Origin of the sequence: Pseudomonas poae (genome assembly GCF_001439785.1) — a bacterium.
Classification (GTDB): Bacteria; Pseudomonadota; Gammaproteobacteria; order Pseudomonadales; family Pseudomonadaceae; genus Aquipseudomonas; species Aquipseudomonas poae.
The window spans coordinates 31,599-51,381 of sequence record NZ_JYLI01000011.1; the positions used below are offsets into that span (position 1 = coordinate 31,599).

Genomic DNA, 19,783 nt, shown 5'->3' on the forward strand with positions numbered 1-19,783 from the left:
TCTGAAGAGGGTCAAAACGGCCACGCAGAACCTGCGTGACTGCCGAACATTCTATAGGTTTCTCGCCAACGCTGTGGGCGCGGAGCCTGTCCGGTTGTCGGGCCAGGGCTCAGACCTGGATCAGGGATCGACCTGCGCCATCAGCTCCGGAATACGCTCCGGCCGATTCGCATAACGCTGCGCCAACGCCGCGCACACCATCAACTGGATCTGATGAAACAGCATCAGCGGCAAAATCAGCACCCCCATGCTTGCCCCGGCGAACAGCACCTGCGCCATCGGCACGCCGGTGGCGAGGCTCTTCTTCGAACCGCAGAACAAGATGGTGATGCGGTCTTCCTGAGTAAAGCCGAACACCTTGCTCAGCAGCGTCGATGCCACCAGCACCAACGCCAGCAGTACGCAGCAGGCCAGCACCAGCCCGCCCAGCTCCCACAGTGGAATTTGATACCAGATCCCTTCGTTGACCGCTTCGCTGAACGCGCCGTAGACCACCAGCAGGATCGAACCCTGGTCGACGAACTTGAGCCAGGATTTATTGCGCCCGACCCAGTCGCCGATCCAGCGGCGGGCAATCTGCCCGGCAATAAATGGCAGCAACAGCTGCACGCTGATTTTCAGGATCGCATCCACCGTGGAGCCGCCCTCACCGTGCACGTTGAGCAGCAGCGTCACCAGCAGCGGCGTGAGGAAAATACCGAACAGGCTGGAAGCCGCCGCGCTGCAGATCGCCGCCGGGATGTTGCCGCGTGCCAGGGAGGTGAAAGCAATCGCCGACTGCACCGTGGCCGGCAGCGCACACAGGTAGAGCATGCCCATGTACAGGTCTTTACCGATCAGCGGCGACAGCACTGGCTTGAGCGCCAGGCCCAGCAGTGGAAACAGCACAAAAGTCAGGCTGAACACCAACAGGTGCAGACGCCAGTGACCGGCACCGGCGACGATGGCAGTGCGCGACAGCTTGGCGCCGTGCAGGAAAAACAGCAGCGCAATCGCCAGGTTGGTCACCCAGCCAAAGGCCACCGCCGCCTGGCCGTTGACCGGCAGCAGGGAGGCAAGGATCACCGTGGCGATCAGGGTCAGGGTGAAATTGTCGGGGAGAAAACGTGGACGGGTCATAAGCAAATCTTCCAGGGGTTGCCAAGCGCACCTTGGCGACTCTAACGTAACCACCTGTTACCGACTAACGCCAATGAGCCAGTAAATGCCGCCTAAAGGACATGAAAAGACCGTTCGGCGCAGTGTGCCCGGGCTTTCCAGCCTGCCGCGTCCGGTGTACGGACGCACCGAATCCTTGCCCAACCGCGCCCTGACACGCCGGCACAGCCACCCGTGGGTGCAACTGTCCTACGCGATTTCCGGGGTGTTGGAAATTCAGACCAGCGCCGGACGCTTCGTCGCCCCGCCGCAGCGCGCGGTGTGGATCCCGGCAGGCATGCCGCACCGGGTCTACAGCGCGCCGCACACCGAGATGCGCAGCCTGTACCTGGATTGCAGCGTGACCACCTGGGCAATCGAGCGCTGCCATGTGCTGGAGGTGAGCCACTTGTTGCGTGAGTTGATTCGCAGCTTCAGCGCGTTGCCGGCAGCCTACGCCGAGGACGGGCCGCAAGGGCGTCTGGCACAGGTGCTGCTGGATCAGTTGGCGGCAGCGCCGCAGGTGGACTTGATGCTGCCCCTGCCCCACGACCCGCGCTTGCGCCAGATCTACCGCAGCCTGAGCCTACGTCCTGAACAGCAGACGACCCTGGGTGAGTGGAGCCGCAAGCTGGCAGTGAGTGAGAAGACGCTCAGTCGGTTGTTTTTGGGGGATACCGGGCTGACCTTTCGTGCCTGGCGTCAGCGCTTGCGGCTGCTCAGCGCGCTGCCTGCGCTGGAGCAAGGTGAGCGGGTGACGGATGTAGCGTTGGGGTGCGGGTATGAATCGACTTCGGCGTTTATTAATGCGTTTCGGCAGCAGTTTGGGGGGACGCCTGGGGAGTTTTTTCGCTAGCCGGATCGAGTGTATATCCGTTGCTGCGGTTATGGCGGATATTGGTTCCGCCCTTACGGCGGCTCACTTTTGAACAGCGCAAAAGTAAGCAAAACGCTCTTGCCCCACCACTCGGCACCTCGCCCAGGCTCGGTGTGCCCGCACTCCGCCTTGAATCCGTGGGCCGCCGCAATGGGCCATCCCTGGCCCAGTGCGGCTAACCCGGCGTCCTGCCGGGTTACCCACGGATTCAAGCCTGCGTGCGGCCAGCGTGGTTGACGGGGCGCTTGAGATCAAGATCAAAAGCCAAAGCAAAGCAAAGCAAAGCAAAGCAAAGCAAAGCAAAGCAAAGCAAAGCAAAAGCAGTGTGATATCCATCAGACAAATGGAGCTCCAAATGTGGGAGGGGGCTTGCTCCCGATGGCAGTGGGTCAGCTACACATAAGCTGACTGACATTCAGCCATCGGGAGCAAGCCCCCTCCCACATTTTGAACAGCGCCAGGTAGAAAAACTCCGGTCGGCTCTAAGGCCGCCGCGCTTTTGCTTTTGATCTGAGGCGCCCCGTCAAACACGCTGGCCGAACGCAGGCTTTGGAGCGTGGGTAACCCGGCAGGACGCCGGGTTAGCCGCGCTGGGCCAAGGATGGCCCATCGCGGCGGCCCACGCTCCAAAGCCGGAGTGAGGGCATGCCGAGCCTGGGCGAGGCACCGAGTGTTGGGGCAAGAGCCCTTTTGGTTACTTTTGGGGCTCTTTTCCAAAAGTGACCCGCTGTAAAAGCGGAACCCTAAGTGGCCGTTACCGCAGCAAAGGATATGCACCCAAGCCCACCCATCAGAATCACCCCCCCTCCCCCCCATAAGCCTCTTCAAAAAAATAATCCTTCCAACTCCCCGCCTTATTCTTCAACACCCCCAACGCCTGCAATTTCTCGGCATAGATATAGGTCCGCTGTGGCACGATAGTGAAATCAATCTCCGGGTCCTGCACGATTTTCTCAACCAGCTCCAGCGGCAACTTCGACTGTTCTATCCGGATGTAAGCCTTGGCCGCCGCCGGCTTGTCAGCCTTGATAATCTGCTCGGCTTCAGCCAAGGCAGCGTAAAAAGCCTTGTAGGTCCTGGGATTTTCGTCGTGAAACTTCTGCGTCGTATAAAGCACATTGAACGTAGCCGGCCCGCCCAGAATGTCGTAAGAACTGAGCACCTTGTGCACCTTGGGATTCAACAATTCCTGATACTGAAACGGCGGGCTGGAGAAGTGCGCATTAATCTCCGACCCACCGGCAATCAGCGCCGCCGTGGCGTCGGGGTGGGCCAGGCTGATGGAGATATCATCGAACTTCTTGTAGTTGGCATCGCCAAACTGCCTGGCCGTTTCGATTTGCAGGGTGCGCGACTGGAAACCCACGCCGGCGGCAGGCACGGCGATGCGGTCTTTTTCGGTGAAGTCCTTGAGGGCCTTCACGTCAGGGTTGTTGGTGAGCAGGTAGTTGGGCATCGAGCCCAGGGAGGCGATGGCCTTGACGTTCTGTTTGCCCTTGGTACGGTCCCATAGGGTGAGCATCGGCGGTACCCCGGCAGAGACCACGTCCAGTGCGCCGGCGAGCAGCGATTCGTTCATGGCGGTGGCGCCGGAAATGCTGTTCCATTCCACCTGAATATCCAGTCCCTGTTCCTTACCGTGTTTTTCGATCAGGTGCTGGTCGCGCACTACGTCGAGGATCAGGTAGCCAATGCCGAACTGCTGGGCGATGCTGATTTTGCCTTCGGCTTGGGCACCAACGCTGAGCAAGGCGCTCGCGACGGCCAGCAGGGTCAGGGAAGCACGTTTGAACGTCATGAAAGGTCTGCCGCGTTGTCGTAAAGGTGACTGAGCGTAGCGACGATTTTTAAGACTGGAAAAGAATATCGGGATCTATTGTTATGCAAATAATTCTCAAGCCAACGCTCGGCTGTTATTGTGCCGCGCTTTAGAATACTGCCGCCGACCTGCGAGGAAATCGACGTTGAACACTGACGAAAAAATGACCGGAGACCTGTTCGAGGTGGATAAGCGCCTGTCACTCAAGAACGTGGTGGACTTCAACGCCTACCTGCAGAGCGCGTTCGGCGATGGCGCGTGCACCTGCGTACGCTGCGTTGCCGGTGGCGGTGACGAGAGCGGCTATGCGTTCCAGCACACCTTCACCTTTGACGCGAAACCCACCCACCGCCGCTTCGCCTCGACGGCGGGCAGTGATGTGCTGATGGCGTTGAAGAAGGCGTGGCTGTCGTACACCAAAGCCGAATTGCCGCACAGTGGCGCGCTGGATCTGAACACGGTGAGAGCGTTTGTCGAGCCGCAGCTGCACAAGCGTGTGGCACCGCTGTTCCTGGCCAGCGGGCTGGTCAAGGATGTGGAAGGCGAACTGCACCTTCAGCCACAAGCGGCCTGAAGCCAAAACACATGCACATGTGAGAGAGGGGCTTGCCCCTCTCTCACATTGAGCCTCAAAAGCCCTGCACGCCCTGCACACGAAACTCCGGCGTCAGCTCTTCTTCCAGCGGCTCCACCAGCGGCCGATCATCGATCCCTGGCATCAGGATCACCTTGCGGCAATCCTCTTCGCCCTTGTCAAACAGCTCGTACCCGCGCGCAGCCTGCTCCAGCGACAGTCGATGGGTCACGATCGCTTCGGGATTGAGGTGCCCCAGCTCAATATGCTCAAGCAGCTCAGGCAAAAAGCGCTGCACGTGGGTCTGGCCCATCTTGAACGTGAGGCCTTTGTCGAACGCATCGCCAAACATGAAGCCATGGATAAACCCGGCATACACCCCCGCCACGCTGACCACCCCACCACGGCGCACGGCCGCAATGCATTGGCGCAACGCCTTGCCGCTACTGCCTTCGATCTTGAGCGTGGTGAGGATCGTTTCGGTGGTGCTGCCCTTGGCCTCGAAACCCACCGCATCCACCACGCCATCGACGCCGCGCATGCCGGCGGTCTGACGGATGATGGTGTCGGCGGGGTCGTCGTCTTCCTCGAAATTGATCGGGATCACGCCGTACATTTTCTGCGCATAGGCCAGCCGATACGGGTGGTCATCGACCATGAAGATCTGCTCGGCGCCCAGCATCTGCGCGCAGGCCGCACTGAGCAGGCCCACCGGGCCGGCGCCATAGATTGCCACGCTTGAGCCTTTTCCGATGCCCGCATTGGTCACGGCCTGCCAGGCGGTGGGCAGGATGTCCGAGAGGAACAGCACCTTTTCATCGGCCAGAGTGCCGGGCACCTTGAACGGTCCGGTGTTGGCCTTGGGCACCCGCACCAGTTCGGCCTGGCCACCCGGCACACCGCCATACAGGCGGCTGTAGCCGAACAGCGCGGCACCCGGTGGGATCGCCTTTTTATTGAGGATCGCACCTCGGCCGTCGTTGGTGGTTTCGCAGGCGGCAAATTGCTGCAGCTGGCAAAAGAAGCAATCACCACAGGCAATCACAAACGGGATCACCACCCGGTCGCCGCGCTGCACTGCCGTGACTGCCGGGCCGGTTTCTTCGACGATGCCCATGAATTCATGGCCGAAAATATCGCCGTGTTCCACCGTGGGGATCTTGCCCCGATACAGGTGCAGGTCGGAACCGCAGATGGCAGTGGCCGTGACGCGCAGGATGATGTCGTCGGGTTGTTCAATGATGGGATCGGGGACGGTGTCCACCTGCACCTTATGGGCGCCTTGATAGGTCATGGCTCGCATCGGTTGCTCTCCTTTGAGTTGACTGCCTCTGAATTGACTGCATCTGAATTACAGCCCGTCACCGCAAGCGGGTCACGGTGAGGGCGACCACGGCGATCCGCTCCACGCGCTCATAGCCGGGTTTATCGAGTTCTTCGCCGAACACATCGGGGTCCAGTTCGCGATAGGTCCAGCCGAACGCATCGCTGCCCAGCAAAGGCCGCGCGGCCTCCAGAAACGGGTCGGTACCGGCCACCATCGCCACGCCGGTGTAGAGCACCAGGCTGCCGCCCAGGGACAGGCGTTGCAGTGCCTGGTCGAGGATGCGCAGCGACAACTGCTCGCCCAACGCGCCGCCGCCATGGCGATAGGCGCGCTGGCCGTCGTCGTTCATGTAGGGCGGATTGGCGACGATCAGGTCGAACGTGCCCTCGACGCTTGCCAGGATGTCGCTCTGGTACACGCTGACATTGTTCAGCCCGGCCAGCTCGGCATTCACCGCCGTCATGCGCAGGGCCTGGGGATTGATGTCCACTGCCAGCACCTCGGCGTCATGCCGTGCCTGGGCGACCACCAATGCACCGACACCGGCGCCACAGCCAATGTCCACCGCTCGCCGCAACGGCTCGAAGCGCTGCTGTAGATGGGCGTCGATGACGTGGGCGAACCGGTAGCTGTCGGGGCCAAAGAACACCGCGTCGGCCTGGGTGGTGGGATACGGCGAATGGGCAAACAGCAGCTCACCCAGGCTCGACCAGCGCACCGTGCTGCGCCACAGGGCGTCCTGTTTTTCGATCACGCCGGCCTGGCACAGCTCGTCGCGAAAGGCGTCGGGCATCAGGTCGCTGTCGAACGGCATCGACCAGCCGAACACATCGCGCAGGTTCATCGCCAGCGGCGTGGCCAGGCGTTTGAAGACACGTTCGTGGGTCAAAGGCGTCGGCGTGATAAAGCGATAGCCGCTTTCCTTCAGGCCCCGGCCCAGGTTGAGCAACGCGCGATCGGCGAGTTGTTGTGCAGACATAAGCAGGCTTCCTCAGCGCAGACGCGCACGTAACTGGATAAAACGGCGAGTGGCATACAGGCCCACGGGCAGGCAGTGGCGGCGCGCGGACATCCACGGGATCAGGGTGTTGATCTGCTGCTCGTCGGGCAGTTGCCACAGTGATTCCACCAGGGCCTGGGTGTCCGGGTCTGCCGGGCGATGCTGCTCGCGGGAAAAGCGGCTGCCGCGCCCCGGCCGTACTGGCGGCACCCGCTGCGGGCTGACCCAACTGCCGGCAATCCAATCGTGCAGCACTTGTTTTTCATAGCCGCTGAAAGCGCCGAACATCGCTGCGCCAGCGCCTTCGATCAGTTGCCAGAAGCGGCTTTCGGCCGGGTCGTGGTCGCGCTTGATCCAGCCTTTGTCCTGCAATGCGGTGAGGAAATCGCCGATCTGGCCCGGCTTGGCCAGCCATTGGTTGACGGTCTTGCCTTCGAAACGGCAATAGTCCGAATGCATGTGCTGACCGAAGCTGCGCTTGCGCTCCAACATGGCCACCACCTCATCCTGCAGGTTGAAGCCCTCTATGACGGCGGTGGTGCCCGCGCCGAGGTCGTTGAGGCGATAGCCCTGGGCCACACGTCGGTAGAATTCGTCTCTGCCCTCGCCCAGCGGCAACAGGCTCAACACCGACTGCGCCGCCTTGCAGGCATGGCCGCTGCCGGCGTTGTCGATGGTGACATGCAGGGTGAAGTAATACGGGTCGATGCCCAGTTCGCTCAGTTCGTAGGACGTGATCAGCAGGTGCAGGGGCAACTGCTCATAGCCGAGGTTATAGCCGATGATTTCCGGCAGAAACTGCTCGGCACATAGCCCCAGGGCCAGTTGCAGGGCACCTTGCAAGTAATGTTCATCCTCGACCCCAGCCTCGCTGTCGGCATCGTGATCGCTGAGCAATTTACGGTAGATCACCACATGGTTCTGCGCGGCTTCGCCGTCGCCCAATTCTTCCAGGTAGGTGGTGAGCAGGCCGTCGAAGCGCTGATCCTGCCAGTAACGCAACAGGCCGTAGAGCCAGGCGCCGTCGACGTATTTGGTCGGCGCCACGCGCTGCAGCACGTAGAGCGCATGGGCCTTGTTCTGAAAGTAACGGCGTGGCCGGCCCTGCTGGCGCTGTTCAAGGTACTCGGCGTATTGCTCGGCCACGGCGGTGCAGCGCTGCTCCACCCAGGCGGGCAGTTGCTCGGGGGTATCGGGCAACTCGCTGGCGGCGTGTTGCACTTGCGCCAGCTGGCTTTGCAGAAACTCGTGCGCCAGCTCGCGGGCATTGGGGGTTTCGTTGTAGAGCTGTTGGTACACCCGCTGATAGTGGCCGTGGCTTGAGTGATGAACAGAGGCCGGCTGGCCCGACAGCGCCGTTAACAGGGTCATGATGGCAGTTCCCGCAAAGTCCGATGCAATCTGGCCTTCAACCATGAAGACCCCAAACGGGCGCGCGTTAGCAGGCGCCTCTAAAGTGCAGAGCGTCGGGCAGTGCGGAAAATTCAATCGGGGTTGGGACAGTGGGGATCAGTGGTCTATGAGCGCAATAGCAAGGGGCACCCAGATACCTGTGGCGAGCAGGCTTGCCCTGCTCGCCGCAACAGACCTGCTTTACAACAGGCCTGCTTGCCGGTTCGGCCTCGTTATTTGCGCGCCGCCTCCCACTGCTTGAGCAGGTCGTTGTAGTTCACGGTTTCGCCTTTGGGTTTCTCGTTGGCCAGTTTCGGCTTGGGAGCGCCCGGTTGATCGAACCAGTATTGCGCGTCGCGCTCGGGGTTCATTTTCGGACCGCACACCGGCTGCACCTTGGAGCGTTCCAGGCGCGTCATGATCGCATCCTGTTCCTTGGCCAGGTTGTCCAGCGCCTGTTGCGGGGTTTTCTCGCCGCTGGCCGCTGCGGCGATGTTGCTCCACCACAATTGCGCCAACCGTGGATAGTCGGGCACGTTGGTGCCGGTCGGCGACCACTCGGTGCGCGCCGGGCTGCGGTAGAACTCCACCAGTCCACCGAGCTTGGGCGCCATGTCGGTCATGGCCTGGGAGTTGATGTCGGACTCACGAATCGGCGTCAGGCCGACGATGGTCTTTTTCAGCGATACGGTTTTTGACGTCACGAACTGCGCGTACAGCCAGGCCGCGAGTTTCTGTTTCTCCGGGGTGGATTTGAGGAAGGTCCAGGAGCCCACGTCCTGATAGCCCTTCTTCATGCCCTTTTCCCAGTACGGTCCGACCGGCGACGGCGCCATGCGCCATTTCGGCGTGCCGTCGGCATTCACCACCGGCAGGCCCGGCTTGACCATGTCGGCGGTGAACGCGGTGTACCAGAAGATCTGCTGGGCGATGTTGCCTTGGGACGGCACCGGGCCGGATTCGGAGAAGGTCATGCCCGCCGCTTCCGGTGGCGCGTAGGCTTTCATCCAGTCCACGTATTTCTGGGTAGCGAACACAGCGGCCGGGCCGTTGGTGTCGCCGCCACGGGTGACGCTGGAGCCCACCGGGTGGCAGTCCTCCACGCGGATGCCCCACTCGTCCACCGGCAAACCGTTGGGCAGGCCCTTGTCGCCGCCGCCGGCCATGGAGAACCAGGCATCGGTGAAGCGCCAGCCCAGGGACGGGTCTTTCTTGCCGTAATCCATGTGCCCGTAGATGCGCTTGCCGTCGATTTCCTTGACGTCTTCGCTGAAGAACTTGGCGATGTCTTCATAAGCTGACCAGTTCACCGGCACGCCGAGATCGTAGCCGTACTTTTCCTTGAATTTGGCTTTCAGCTCAGGCCGCTCGAACCAGTCGGCGCGGAACCAGTAGAGGTTGGCGAACTGCTGGTCGGGCAGCTGATACAGCTTGCCGTCCGGTGCGGTGGTGAACGACAGGCCGATGAAGTCCTTGAGGTCCAGGGTCGGCGAGGTGAAGTCCTTGCCTTCATTGGCCATCAGATCGGTGATCGATTCGGTCTTGCCATAGCGAAAGTGCGTACCGATCAAATCGGAATCGTTGACCCAGCCGTCATAGATATTCTTGTCGGACTGCATCTGGGTCTGCAGTTTCTCCACCACGTCGCCTTCTTGCAGCAGGTCATGGGTCAGCTTGATGCCGGTGATTTCGCTGAAGGCCTTGGCCAGTACCTTGGACTCATACTCGTGGGTGGTGAGGGTTTCCGACACCACGTTGATCTTCATCCCACGGAACGGTTCGGCGGCCTTGATAAACCACTTCAATTCCTCCAACTGTTGTTCGGCCGTGAGGGTGGACGGTTTGAACTCGCTGCCGATCCATTTTTTCGCGGCATCTTCGTACGCATCGGCCCAGGCCGACGCGCTCAAACCGCTGAGGGCCAGTACGGCAGCCAATGAAATGCTATGTCGCAGCTTATTGTTGTTATTCAACATAGAGACCTCCTGGTTGTTTATTCACAAGGGCACTAGCCCCAACGCATCACACTCAACAGCCATACCAGGGAGAGCGCGGACGCCACCCAGATGCTCCAGTCGGTAACGCCGATCACCAGCAAATGCAGGTAGGCGCTGCCGAGAAGACCGATAAACAAACGATCACCACGCGTGGTGCTGATCGGCAGAAACCCGCGCCGGGGGATGCTCGGCGAGCGCAGTTCCCAGGTGGTCATGCCCGCCAGAATCAGCGCGATGCCGCCAAAGAACAGCGCCGTGGGGGTGGTCCAGGCCATCCATTCCATCATCGATTCCTCTAGACCCGGCCCAGGGCAAAGCCCTTGGCCACGTCGTTGCGAACAAACCAGATCACCAGCATGCCCGGCAGGATGGTCAACACCCCCGCCGCTGCCAGCACACCCCAGTCAATGCCCGATGCCGACACCGTGCGCGTCATCACTGCCGCAATAGGCTTGGCATTGACCGACGTGAGCGTGCGTGCCAGCAGCAATTCGACCCAGGAAAACATGAAGCAGAAAAACGCCGTGACGCCGATACCCGAGCCGATCAGCGGGATAAAAATCTTCACGAAGAACTTGGGAAAACTATAGCCGTCGATGTAGGCGGTTTCGTCGATTTCCTTGGGTACCCCGGACATGAAGCCCTCCAGGATCCATACCGCCAGCGGCACGTTGAACAGGCAGTGCGCCAGCGCCACCGCAATATGCGTATCGAACAGGCCGATGGACGAATACAGCTGGAAAAACGGCAGCAAAAACACCGCCGGGGGTGCCATGCGGTTGGTCAGCAGCCAGAAGAACAGGTGCTTGTCGCCAAGGAAGCGGTAGCGCGAAAACGCGTACGCGGCGGGCAGCGCCACGCTCAGGGAGATCACCGTGTTCAGGCTCACGTAGTACAGCGAGTTGAGGTAACCGGTGTACCAGCTCGGGTCGGTGAAGATCACCTTATAGTTGGCCAGGGTGAAATCCTGCGGAAACAACGTCAGCCCGCCGAGGATTTCGGTGTTGCTCTTGAAGGACATGTTCAACAGCCAGTAGATCGGCACCAGCAGGAACAGGATGTAGATCAGCAACGGGATTAGCTTGCGTTTGCTCATGTTGGCGGCCTCAGCGGTTGGCGTCGGAGTGGGTCATGGCGGTGTAGAACAGCCAGGACACCAACAGGATGATCAGGAAGTACACCAGGGAAAACGCCGCCGCCGGACCGAGGTCGAATTGGCCGACGGCCATCTGGGTCAGCGTCTGGCTGAGGAAGGTGGTGGCGTTACCCGGCCCGCCGCCCGTCAGCACGAAGGGCTCGGTGTAGATCATGAAGCTGTCCATGAAGCGCAGCATCACCGCGATCAGCAGCACGCTTTTCATCTTGGGCAGCTGGATATGGCGGAACACCGCCCACGCCGACGCACGATCAATCCTCGCCGCCTGGTAGTAAACATCCGGAATCGCACGCAGGCCCGAGTAGCACAGCAACGCCACCAGCGAGGTCCAGTGCCACACGTCCATCACCAGCACGGTAACCCACGCGTCCGCCGTATTCGCTGCGTAGTTGTAGCTGATGCCCAGGGCATTGAGGCTATAGCCGAGCAGGCCGATGTCGGCGCGGCCGAAGATCTGCCAGATGGTGCCCACCACGTTCCACGGAATCAGCAGGGGAATCGCCAGGATGATCAGCACCAGCGACGACCAGCGCCCCTTTGTCGGCATGGTCAGGGCGATGGCGATGCCCAGGGGGATTTCGATCAGCAGCACGCAGGCCGAATAGATGAACTGGCGCACCAGCGAGTCGTGCAGGCGCGGGTCGAGCAGCACCTGTTTGTACCAGTCGGCGCCGACGAAGTAGCGGCTGGACTGATCGAAAATGTCCTGCACCGAGTAGTTGACCACGGTCATCATCGGGATCACCGCGCTGAAGGCCACCAGCAGGAACACCGGCAACACCAGCCACCACGCCTTGTTGTTCTGCACCTTGTTCATGGCAGCACCTCCAGCAGGTAATCGTCGGCATACAGCATCAGCCACTGTGCGGGAAAACTGATCGACACCCTGCCCTCGGGCACCGGTTTGTCTTCGGCCAGGCGCACCTTGAGCACCGCGCCGTCGAGCTTGAGGGTGATGATCTTGTAGGTGCCAAGGTCTTCCAGATGCGTGACATCGGCCTGCAGGGCGTCAGGGTTGTACTCGTCCCACACGTGGATGAATTCCGGACGAATGCCCACCTGCAATTTTTTATAGTCCGCAGCGGCGAGGCGCTGTTGCAACGCCTCGGACAGTGGCAGGTGCGTACCGGCAAAGCGCACCCCGCCCGCCTCGGCCTGCACCTCGATGAGGTTCATCCCGGGGCTGCCGATGAAATAGCCGACAAAGGTGTGGCTGGGGCGCTCGAACAAGTCCCTGGGCGTACCAAACTGCACGATCTGCCCGCCGTACATCACCGCGATCTTGTCGGCGAAGGTCGAAGCCTCCAACTGGTCGTGGGTGACGTAGACCATGGTGATGTTGAACTGCTCGTGGATCTGCTTGAGCTTGCGCCGCAGTTTCCACTTCAGGTGCGGGTCAATCACCGTCAGCGGTTCGTCGAACAGGATGGCCGACACGTCGTCGCGCACCAGGCCACGGCCCATCGAGACTTTCTGTTTTTCGTCGGCAGTGAGGTTGCGCGCCTTCTTGCTCAGCAGATTTTGCAGGTCCAGCACTTCGGCAATTTCCGCCACCTTGCTGTGAACCTTCGCCTCGGCCATGCCCTGGTTGCGCAGGGGGAAGGCCAGGTTGTCGAACACCGTCATGGTGTCGTACACCACCGGGAACTGGAACACCTGGGCGATGTTGCGTTTCTCCGGTGTGAGGTCGTTGACCACCTTGCCGTCGAACAGCACCTGGCCTTCGGACGGGCTGAGCAGGCCGGAGATGATATTGAGCAGGGTCGACTTGCCGCAGCCCGAGGGGCCGAGCAAGGCGTAGGCACCGCCCTGCTCCCAGACGTGGTTCATGGCGCGAATCGCGTAGTCCTCAGGGCCGGCGGGCGCTGCGCTGTAGCTGTGCGCCAGGTTCTGCAAATGGATCTCGGCCATCAGGCAACCCTCGCGACACGGCGCCCGGGCGCCTGGACCAGGCGGCCCTCGGCATCGAACACAAACAGTTTATGGGTGGGGATATACACGCGGATCGGCGCATCGACGTCGTATTCATGCACCCCCGGCAAATGCAGCACCAGCAGGAAGTGCTCACTGCGCACATGCAGGAAGGTTTCCGAGCCGCTGATCTCGGCGACTTCCACCGTGACCGCCAGCTCCAGGTCGTCGTCGTTGCTCGGCACCAGGCTGATATGGCTGGGGCGCACGCCGAAGCGAAATTCGCCCTCGCCAATGGGGCGCAGATCGACGTTGAGCGGGAAGTGCACGAAGTTGGCAAAGCTCACTTCATTGCCGCTGATACGCCCGGGCATCAGGTTGATCGGTGGTTCGGAGAACAGTTCGGCAGCCAACACGCTCTGCGGCTGGTGGTAGACCTCGGCGGCCTTGCCGCTCTGGATCACCCGGCCTTCGTGCAGGATGGTGGTGGTGCCGCCCAGGGCCAGGGCCTCGTTGGGTTCGGTGGTGGCATAAATCGCGATGGTGTGGCGCGCCGCGAACAACTCGCGCATTTCCTGACGCAGCTCTTCGCGCAGTTTGTAGTCCAGGTTCACCAGCGGCTCGTCGAACAGGATCAGCTCGGCGTCCTTGACCAGCGCGCGGGCCATGGCCGTGCGTTGCTGCTGGCCACCGGACAACTCCAGCGGGTGGCGCTTGAGGAACTTCTCGATGCGCAGCATGCGCGCGGTTTCCAGCACCTTGCTCTGAATCACGTCGTCCGCCACGCCGGCCTGGCGCAACGGCGAGGCGATGTTTTCGAACACGGTCATGGTCGGGTAGTTAATGAACTGCTGGTACACCATCGACACGTTGCGCAGGCGCACCGGCTTGTGGGTGACGTCCACGCCGTGCATCAGGATGCGGCCGCTGTCGGGCTTGTCCAGCCCGGCCATCAGGCGCATCAGGCTGGTCTTGCCGGACAGGGTGCGGCCGAGCAATACGTTGAAGGAACCGGCTTCGAAACGCAGGTTGGCATCGTCGATCCAGACCTGGCCTTCGACGACGCGGGAGACATGTTCCAGGGTCAATGACATGACACGACCTTTTTATTATTGGAATGAATCTGGCCAGTCGACAGAGCGAGTTTCGTGCCAATAACGGCAGGTGATTGATCCGTAAGGAAATGCAGTGAACAGGCCGCCTGGACATGAACAATCGGGCTGAACAACTGAACAGTTTGGGGGTTGACAATGAACAGTGCTGAACAACACTTTACGGGCAATGAAGATCAAATGTGGGAGGGGCTAGCTCCCGATTGCAGTGGATCAGCGGCAACAAGCTGACTGACCCACCGTCATCGGGAGCAAGCCCCCTTCCCACATTGGCCGGGTTACAACCCTTAGATTGTGCAAGCCCAATAACAATAAAAATGCAGGTCACACCATGGCCGAACCACTGGCTCACGACACTCTCATCCAGGAATCCTGGCGCCGTTGCCGCGCCTTTGGCCTGGACCACCAGAGCGCGCCCAGCTTTGACCAACTGCCCGCCGAGGGCATCAGCCGGCTGCTGGAGAGCCAGCATTCCCTGGTACAGACCACCCATCAGGAAGTGCTGCCCTACTACGAAAACATCCTCAGCAATTCCAACTGCCTGATCATGCTGGCCGACAACCAGGGCCAGGTGCTGACTTCGTGGGGCACCCAACGCTTTATCGAGCCCAACCTGGCTCGCGGTTTCAGCGCCGGCGCCAGCTGGATGGAGCGCTCCAGCGGCACCAACGCCATCGGCACCGCGCTGGCGTGTGCGCAGGCGGTGCACATCGAGCACGATGAACACTTCCTCAAGGCCAACCGCTTCATGACCGGCTCCGCAGCGCCGATCTTCGATGCCCAGCGCGAGATCATCGCGGTGCTGGATGTGTCGAGCGACAGCTACCTGCCGCCCTCCCACACCCTGGGCATGGTCAAGATGATGAGTCAGACCGTGGAAAACCGGCTGATCCTCAACCTGTTTCGCAGCGAGCACTTTCAACTGACCTTCAACACCGGTCTGAGCAACCTCGACAGCCAATGGGCCGGCCTGCTGATTTTCGATGAAAGCGGCCAGGTGCTCTCGGCCAACCGTCGCGCCGATAACCTGCTGGGCATCAGCCTGTCGGGGGCGATGATCGACAGCCTGTTCAAGGTGTCGCTGCTGGAATTGCTCAATCAGCCCGAAGGCCTGCCCTTTTCGTTGCAGGCGGCGGGACGCAATCGCTTCCAGTGTTTATTGAAGCGCCCCAAACAGATACCGGTGCAGGCGCGCGTGTTCACTCAGCCGACCGCGCCAAAGCCCGCGCCGATTGGCCTTAACACCCTGCACTTTGGCGACGCACGCGTGGAAAAAGCCGTACGCCAGGCAGAGCGCCTGCTGGAGAAAGACATCCCGCTGCTGATTCACGGCGAGACCGGGGTGGGCAAGGAAGTGTTCGTCAAGGCCCTGCACCAGGCCAGTTCCCGCAGCCGGCAGGCGTTTATCGCAGTGAACTGTGCGGCGATTCCCGCTGAGCTGGTGGAGTCGGAGCTGTTTGGCTATGAAAAAGGTGCATTCACCGGCGCCAGCCAGAAAGGCAGCATTGGCCTGATTCGCAAGGCCGACAAAGGCACGCTGTTTCTCGACGAAATCGGCGACATGCCCCTGCCGACCCAGGCCCGCCTGTTGCGCGTGTTGCAGGAGCGCTGCGTGCAGCCGGTGGGCAGCAGCGAGCTGTTCCCGGTGGATCTGCGCATTATCTCGGCGACCAACCGTGCGCTGCGCGAACGGGTGCAGAGCGGGCGTTTTCGTGAGGATCTGTACTACCGCATCGGCGGCCTGACCCTGGAGCTGCCGGCGCTGCGCGAACGTACCGACAAGCGGGCGTTATTCCAGCAACTGTGGCAGCAGCATCGCGAGCCGAGCCAGTGGGCCGGGCTGAGCGCCGAGGTGCTGGCGCTGTTCGAGCGCCACCCGTGGCCGGGCAACCTGCGCCAGGTGAGCAGTGTGTTGCAGGTGGCATTGGCCATGGCCGAGGAACAGCCGATTCGCCCCGAGCACCTGCCGGATGATTTTTTTGTGGACTTGAAGGCCGAGGCGCCGCAGCCCGTCGCCGAGTGCCTGGGCGACGACGCCGACCTGAACCAGCGCCTGAAGGCCGCCGGCGGCAATATTTCCCACTTGGCGCGGGAACTGGGGGTGAGCCGCAACACCCTCTACAAACGCCTGCGCCGTCACGAACGCTGAGCTAGCGCGGCTTCACCACCACCAGCAGGTCGGTGAAGCTCTGCACCTGGATCGGCAGATTATCCGCCAACGCTGCAAGGGCGGCAGTCGTGTCATCGAGCTTGAACACACCGGATACGCGCAGGTCACGCAGGGCCTGGGGATCGAACCGCACCAGGCCATGCCGGTAGCTGGCCAGGGTTTGCAGCACGTCGCTCAGCGGCTGGTCATTGACCTTGAGCAGGCCTCGGGTCCAGGCGTCCGGATCGCTGCCAGGCGTCGCTTGCGCGGGTGTGGCGTGGCCGTGATCGAGGATGGCACGTTGGCCGGCCATCACTTTGACGCCCTCCTCGGCTGCGCCTTTGACCGCCACGCTGGATTCGATCACGGTCACCACCGTGGTGTCGTCCGCCGCACGCTTGACCAGGTAACGAGTACCCAGGGCGGTGGCGCTGCCCTGGTCGGTGCGCACCACGAACGGCCGTTGCGCATCCTTGGCCACGTCCACCCACAGCTCGCCCTGCAGCAGTTCGAGCACCCGTTGGTGACCATCGAATTTCACGTCCACCGCCGAGTTGCTGTTGAGCTGCAATTGGCTGCCGTCTTCCAGCACGATCTGCCGGCGCTCGCCAACGGCAGTGCGCTGATCGGCCATCCACACCGGCCCACGCTCCAGGCCCAGCCAGCCGCACAGCACCATTCCCAGCAGGCCCACGACTTGGGCGCCGCGAACACGTCGGGGGGCAAAGGCGCGATTGAGGGCGACACGCGCCGGCCGCGCGGGCAAGGGCTCGAAACTGCCCCACAACGAACGCATGCGCTCGATGGCCACGGCATGGCGTGGGTCAGCCTGGCACCAGCGGTTGAACGCCTGGCGCTCGGCGTCAGTGACGTCTTCGTCGTGCAGGCGGGTCAGCCAATTGGCCGCTTGCTGGATGATCTGTTCGCAACTCACGACAGCGGGTCCGCCCCATGCAGGCTGTGGTAGCAGTGCACCAGTGCGGTGGAGAGGTAGTTTTTAACGGTGCTGGCGGACACGCCCAGGCGCTCGGCGATCTCCTGGTAGGTCAGCCCGTCGAGGCGGCTCAGCAAGAAGGCTTCGCGGGCCTTGGCAGGCAGCCCGGCGAGCATTTCGGCAATCCGTTCGAGGGCCTGCAGGGCCACATGAATCGCCGCCGGATCTGGCATGCCGGCGTCTTCGCATTGAATGACCAGCGCCTCCCTATACGCTCTTTCAATACGCCGACGCCGTGCGCCGTCGATCAACAGTCGGCCCGCCGTGGTCGCGAGAAAGGCGCGGGGCTCCTTGATCGCCTGCGGCTCGGCCAGCATCAGGACGCGAATGAACGCATCGTGAGCGAGGTCCGCCGCATGCTGCGAACAGCCCAGTTTGCGGCGCAGCCAGCCGTGCAACCAGCCATGATGCTCGCGGTACAGTGCCGTGAGCGTTTGCTGGCGGACAGAGTCGCCCAACGCGGCCGGAATCTCATGCATGCGCAAAAATTTCTCAAATGGGAAATGTTACCAATTGCGCGAACAATGCCAGCAAAACGTTGCGGGAGCAAGGCTCTCGATAGGCCATTCGCACAAGGAAACGTGTGGCGAGCAGGCTTGCCCTGCGTTGGGCTGCGCAGCAGGCCCAAATTCAGGCTCTGAGCAGTATCAGGCACACCGTGCTTTCCTTGATTGGGGGCGCTTCGCACCCCAACGCGGGGCAAGCCCGCTCGCCACGCAGGTACCTATACCCCCTACAACACACTCCCCATCGCCTTCATCAACACCAGATCCCGCCCATAAATATCCGGCGCATACACCACCCCGCCCTGACGATCCACCTCCACCGTCCAGTACCCCAGCAACACCGGCACCGGCGTCGCCAGTCTGAACTCATGGGTCACCCCCGTCGCCAACAACTCATCGGTACGCGCACGCTCGGCCGGGCTCACCAGCAAATCGCGCAGCAGCAGCGGCTGCTCGACCCGCACACACCCCGAGCTGAACGCACGCGGGCCCTTGGTGAACAGCGGCTGACTCGGCGTGTCGTGCAGGTACACCGAATACGGGTTGGGGAAACGCATCACGATCTTGCCCAGCGGGTTATGCGGCCCGGCCTGCTGACGCAGCAGGATGTTGCCGGGTCGCGCCCAGTCGATCTGCTCGGGCGCCAGCGGGCGGCCTTCCGGGTCGAGCACTTGCAGGTTCTGCTGACGCAGGTATTCGGGGTTCAGGCGGATGGCCGGGAGCTTGTCCTCGCGCATGATCGTGGGCGGGATGGTCCAGGTGGGGTTGAGGGTGAGCCGCGTGATACGTGACTTGAGCAGCGGCGTCTGGCGTTCGGCGCGGCCGACCTGCAGACGCGTCTGCCACACCGGGATGCCGCTCTGGTAAACGCTCAACTGCGCCGCCGCGACGTTGACCAGCACGCCTTCGGGCTCCAGGTCCTGGGCCAGCCAGCGAAAACGCTCAAGGTTGATGCGCAACTGTTCGCGGCGCATCGTCGGGCTGATGTTCAACTCGGCCACGGTGCCAGCACCGATCACCCCATCGGACTGCAGCGAATGACTGAGCTGGAACGCCTTGACCGCATCGACCAGCTCCGGACGGTATTGCTTCGCGCTGCCCTTGGGTTCGCTGGCGAGATAGCCACCGTGGTACAAGCGCCGCGCCAGCTCGGGCACGCGCGGGTCCTCCATGCCGGGACGCAGCAAAGCGCCGCTGGCGACCGGGTCCCAATGCGGCAATGGCTGTTGGCGCGCGCTGGAATAGACATTGCGCAGGCTGCGGTAGAGGTCGGCGCTGGGCCGCGCCTGGTCGAACGCCTGCGCCATGTCCTGCAGGCCGGTGGCGGCCAATGCCAGCACCTCAAGCGTGGGATCGACGGTCGGCGGCTGGGAATGCCACAGCGGTTCGAAACGCGATTGCTGCAGGCGCCCGTAATGCAGATCCTGCAGGGCTTGCAGGTAGTGACGGCTGGTGTCGATATCGCTGCACAGCACATTGCTCGTGGCATCGGCAGTGGGCAGGCGGTAGTGATCGGGGTCCAGGCCATCGTCGGCCAGCAGCTGCAACTGGGTGTGCAACGCTTGCCGACGGTCGTCGGCGGTCCACAGTGGCGTATCACCTTGCTGCTGGTAAAACGCTTGCAGGCGCGTCAGGGTGCCGGCGTCCACATGCGCGGCGAAGCCTGGGCAGACGCCGGGCAATTGCGTGAGGGCTTGTTGCACCGGAGCCAGTGCCAACGGGGCGGGCGCGACAACCGGTAATGTCTCCAGCGGCAGCTCGTCGGCCGTCGCGACCAGTGGTGCAACGATCAGGCAAAGGCTCAAGTAACATGCGTGTTTTTTGAACAATGA

17 protein-coding genes are annotated in these 19,783 nt (G+C 62.0%); 3 read left to right on the plus strand and 14 right to left on the minus strand.

The window, feature by feature from the left end; translation table 11 throughout:
* Window positions 1-120: 120 nt before the first annotated feature.
* The gene (locus tag TU75_RS14570; RefSeq protein WP_003237570.1) at window positions 121-1,119 is read right to left on the minus strand and encodes a bile acid:sodium symporter family protein; all 999 of its coding nucleotides are present in this window, start codon (window positions 1,117-1,119) and stop codon (window positions 121-123) included.
* 85 nt (window positions 1,120-1,204) lie between these two features.
* Between TU75_RS14570 and TU75_RS14575 the strand changes: the two genes are divergently transcribed.
* Window positions 1,205-1,993, plus strand: a complete 789-nt coding sequence (locus TU75_RS14575; protein ID WP_060549317.1) for an AraC family transcriptional regulator — start codon at window positions 1,205-1,207, stop codon at window positions 1,991-1,993.
* Window positions 1,994-2,810: 817 nt separating this feature from the next.
* Here the strand turns inward: TU75_RS14575 and TU75_RS14580 are convergent.
* Window positions 2,811-3,812 carry an ABC transporter substrate-binding protein gene (locus tag TU75_RS14580; RefSeq protein ID WP_003232374.1) on the minus strand — a complete coding sequence of 334 codons (1,002 nt, stop codon included), beginning with the start codon at window positions 3,810-3,812 and terminating at the stop codon, window positions 2,811-2,813.
* 166 nt (window positions 3,813-3,978) lie between these two features.
* On the opposite strand from TU75_RS14580, the gene TU75_RS14585 reads away from it, so the two are divergent.
* Window positions 3,979-4,407 (plus strand): hypothetical protein, encoded by a 429-nt coding sequence (locus TU75_RS14585; RefSeq protein ID WP_060549318.1) that lies wholly within the window; start codon window positions 3,979-3,981, stop codon window positions 4,405-4,407.
* Between the two features lie 55 nt (window positions 4,408-4,462).
* Here TU75_RS14585 and TU75_RS14590 read toward each other — a convergent pair whose 3' ends face one another.
* The 9 genes from TU75_RS14590 to TU75_RS14630 form a co-directional block, all read right to left on the minus strand.
* Entirely contained in the window at window positions 4,463-5,710 is a 1,248-nt protein-coding gene (locus TU75_RS14590; RefSeq protein WP_003232371.1) for a zinc-dependent alcohol dehydrogenase, read from the minus strand.
* A gap of 58 nt (window positions 5,711-5,768) precedes the next feature.
* Window positions 5,769-6,713, minus strand: coding sequence for a methyltransferase (locus tag TU75_RS14595; RefSeq protein WP_060549319.1), 945 nt, complete (start codon window positions 6,711-6,713; stop codon window positions 5,769-5,771).
* A 12-nt stretch (window positions 6,714-6,725) separates the two neighbouring features.
* Complete coding sequence (locus tag TU75_RS14600; RefSeq protein ID WP_060549408.1) at window positions 6,726-8,105, minus strand: iron-containing redox enzyme family protein; 1,380 nt, start codon at window positions 8,103-8,105, stop codon at window positions 6,726-6,728.
* 254 nt (window positions 8,106-8,359) lie between these two features.
* Complete coding sequence (locus tag TU75_RS14605; protein ID WP_003232365.1) at window positions 8,360-10,102, minus strand: ABC transporter substrate-binding protein; 1,743 nt, start codon at window positions 10,100-10,102, stop codon at window positions 8,360-8,362.
* A gap of 32 nt (window positions 10,103-10,134) precedes the next feature.
* On the minus strand, window positions 10,135-10,407 hold the full coding sequence (locus TU75_RS14610) for a DUF2160 domain-containing protein (protein ID WP_003232363.1): 273 nt from the start codon (window positions 10,405-10,407) through the stop codon (window positions 10,135-10,137).
* Between the two features lie 11 nt (window positions 10,408-10,418).
* Window positions 10,419-11,219, minus strand: coding sequence for a carbohydrate ABC transporter permease (locus tag TU75_RS14615; protein WP_060549320.1), 801 nt, complete (start codon window positions 11,217-11,219; stop codon window positions 10,419-10,421).
* A gap of 10 nt (window positions 11,220-11,229) precedes the next feature.
* A complete protein-coding gene (locus TU75_RS14620) occupies window positions 11,230-12,096 on the minus strand; it encodes a carbohydrate ABC transporter permease (protein WP_003232359.1) in 867 nt (288 codons plus the stop codon).
* Complete coding sequence (locus TU75_RS14625) at window positions 12,093-13,190, minus strand: ABC transporter ATP-binding protein (RefSeq protein WP_015372334.1); 1,098 nt, start codon at window positions 13,188-13,190, stop codon at window positions 12,093-12,095. Before TU75_RS14625 ends, TU75_RS14620 begins: the two co-directional genes overlap by 4 nt.
* Window positions 13,190-14,284: an ABC transporter ATP-binding protein gene (locus TU75_RS14630; RefSeq protein ID WP_003232355.1), complete on the minus strand. Its 1,095-nt coding sequence runs from the start codon at window positions 14,282-14,284 to the stop codon at window positions 13,190-13,192. The genes TU75_RS14625 and TU75_RS14630 overlap by 1 nt, the downstream gene beginning before the upstream one ends.
* 349 nt (window positions 14,285-14,633) lie before the next feature.
* Here TU75_RS14630 and TU75_RS14635 point away from each other — a divergent pair, with 349 nt between their 5' ends.
* Window positions 14,634-16,451: a sigma-54-dependent Fis family transcriptional regulator gene (locus TU75_RS14635; protein ID WP_060549321.1), complete on the plus strand. Its 1,818-nt coding sequence runs from the start codon at window positions 14,634-14,636 to the stop codon at window positions 16,449-16,451.
* A 1-nt stretch (window position 16,452) separates the two neighbouring features.
* Here the strand turns inward: TU75_RS14635 and TU75_RS14640 are convergent, their stop codons facing one another.
* From TU75_RS14640 to TU75_RS14650, 3 genes are all read right to left on the minus strand, one after another.
* The gene (locus tag TU75_RS14640) at window positions 16,453-17,385 is read right to left on the minus strand and encodes a FecR family protein (protein WP_003232349.1); all 933 of its coding nucleotides are present in this window, start codon (window positions 17,383-17,385) and stop codon (window positions 16,453-16,455) included.
* The gene (locus tag TU75_RS14645) at window positions 17,382-17,924 is read right to left on the minus strand and encodes a sigma-70 family RNA polymerase sigma factor (RefSeq protein WP_003232347.1); all 543 of its coding nucleotides are present in this window, start codon (window positions 17,922-17,924) and stop codon (window positions 17,382-17,384) included. The genes TU75_RS14640 and TU75_RS14645 overlap by 4 nt, the downstream gene beginning before the upstream one ends.
* Before the next feature lie 254 nt (window positions 17,925-18,178).
* Complete coding sequence (locus TU75_RS14650) at window positions 18,179-19,780, minus strand: L,D-transpeptidase family protein (RefSeq protein ID WP_060549322.1); 1,602 nt, start codon at window positions 19,778-19,780, stop codon at window positions 18,179-18,181.
* Window positions 19,781-19,783: the final 3 nt, after the last annotated feature.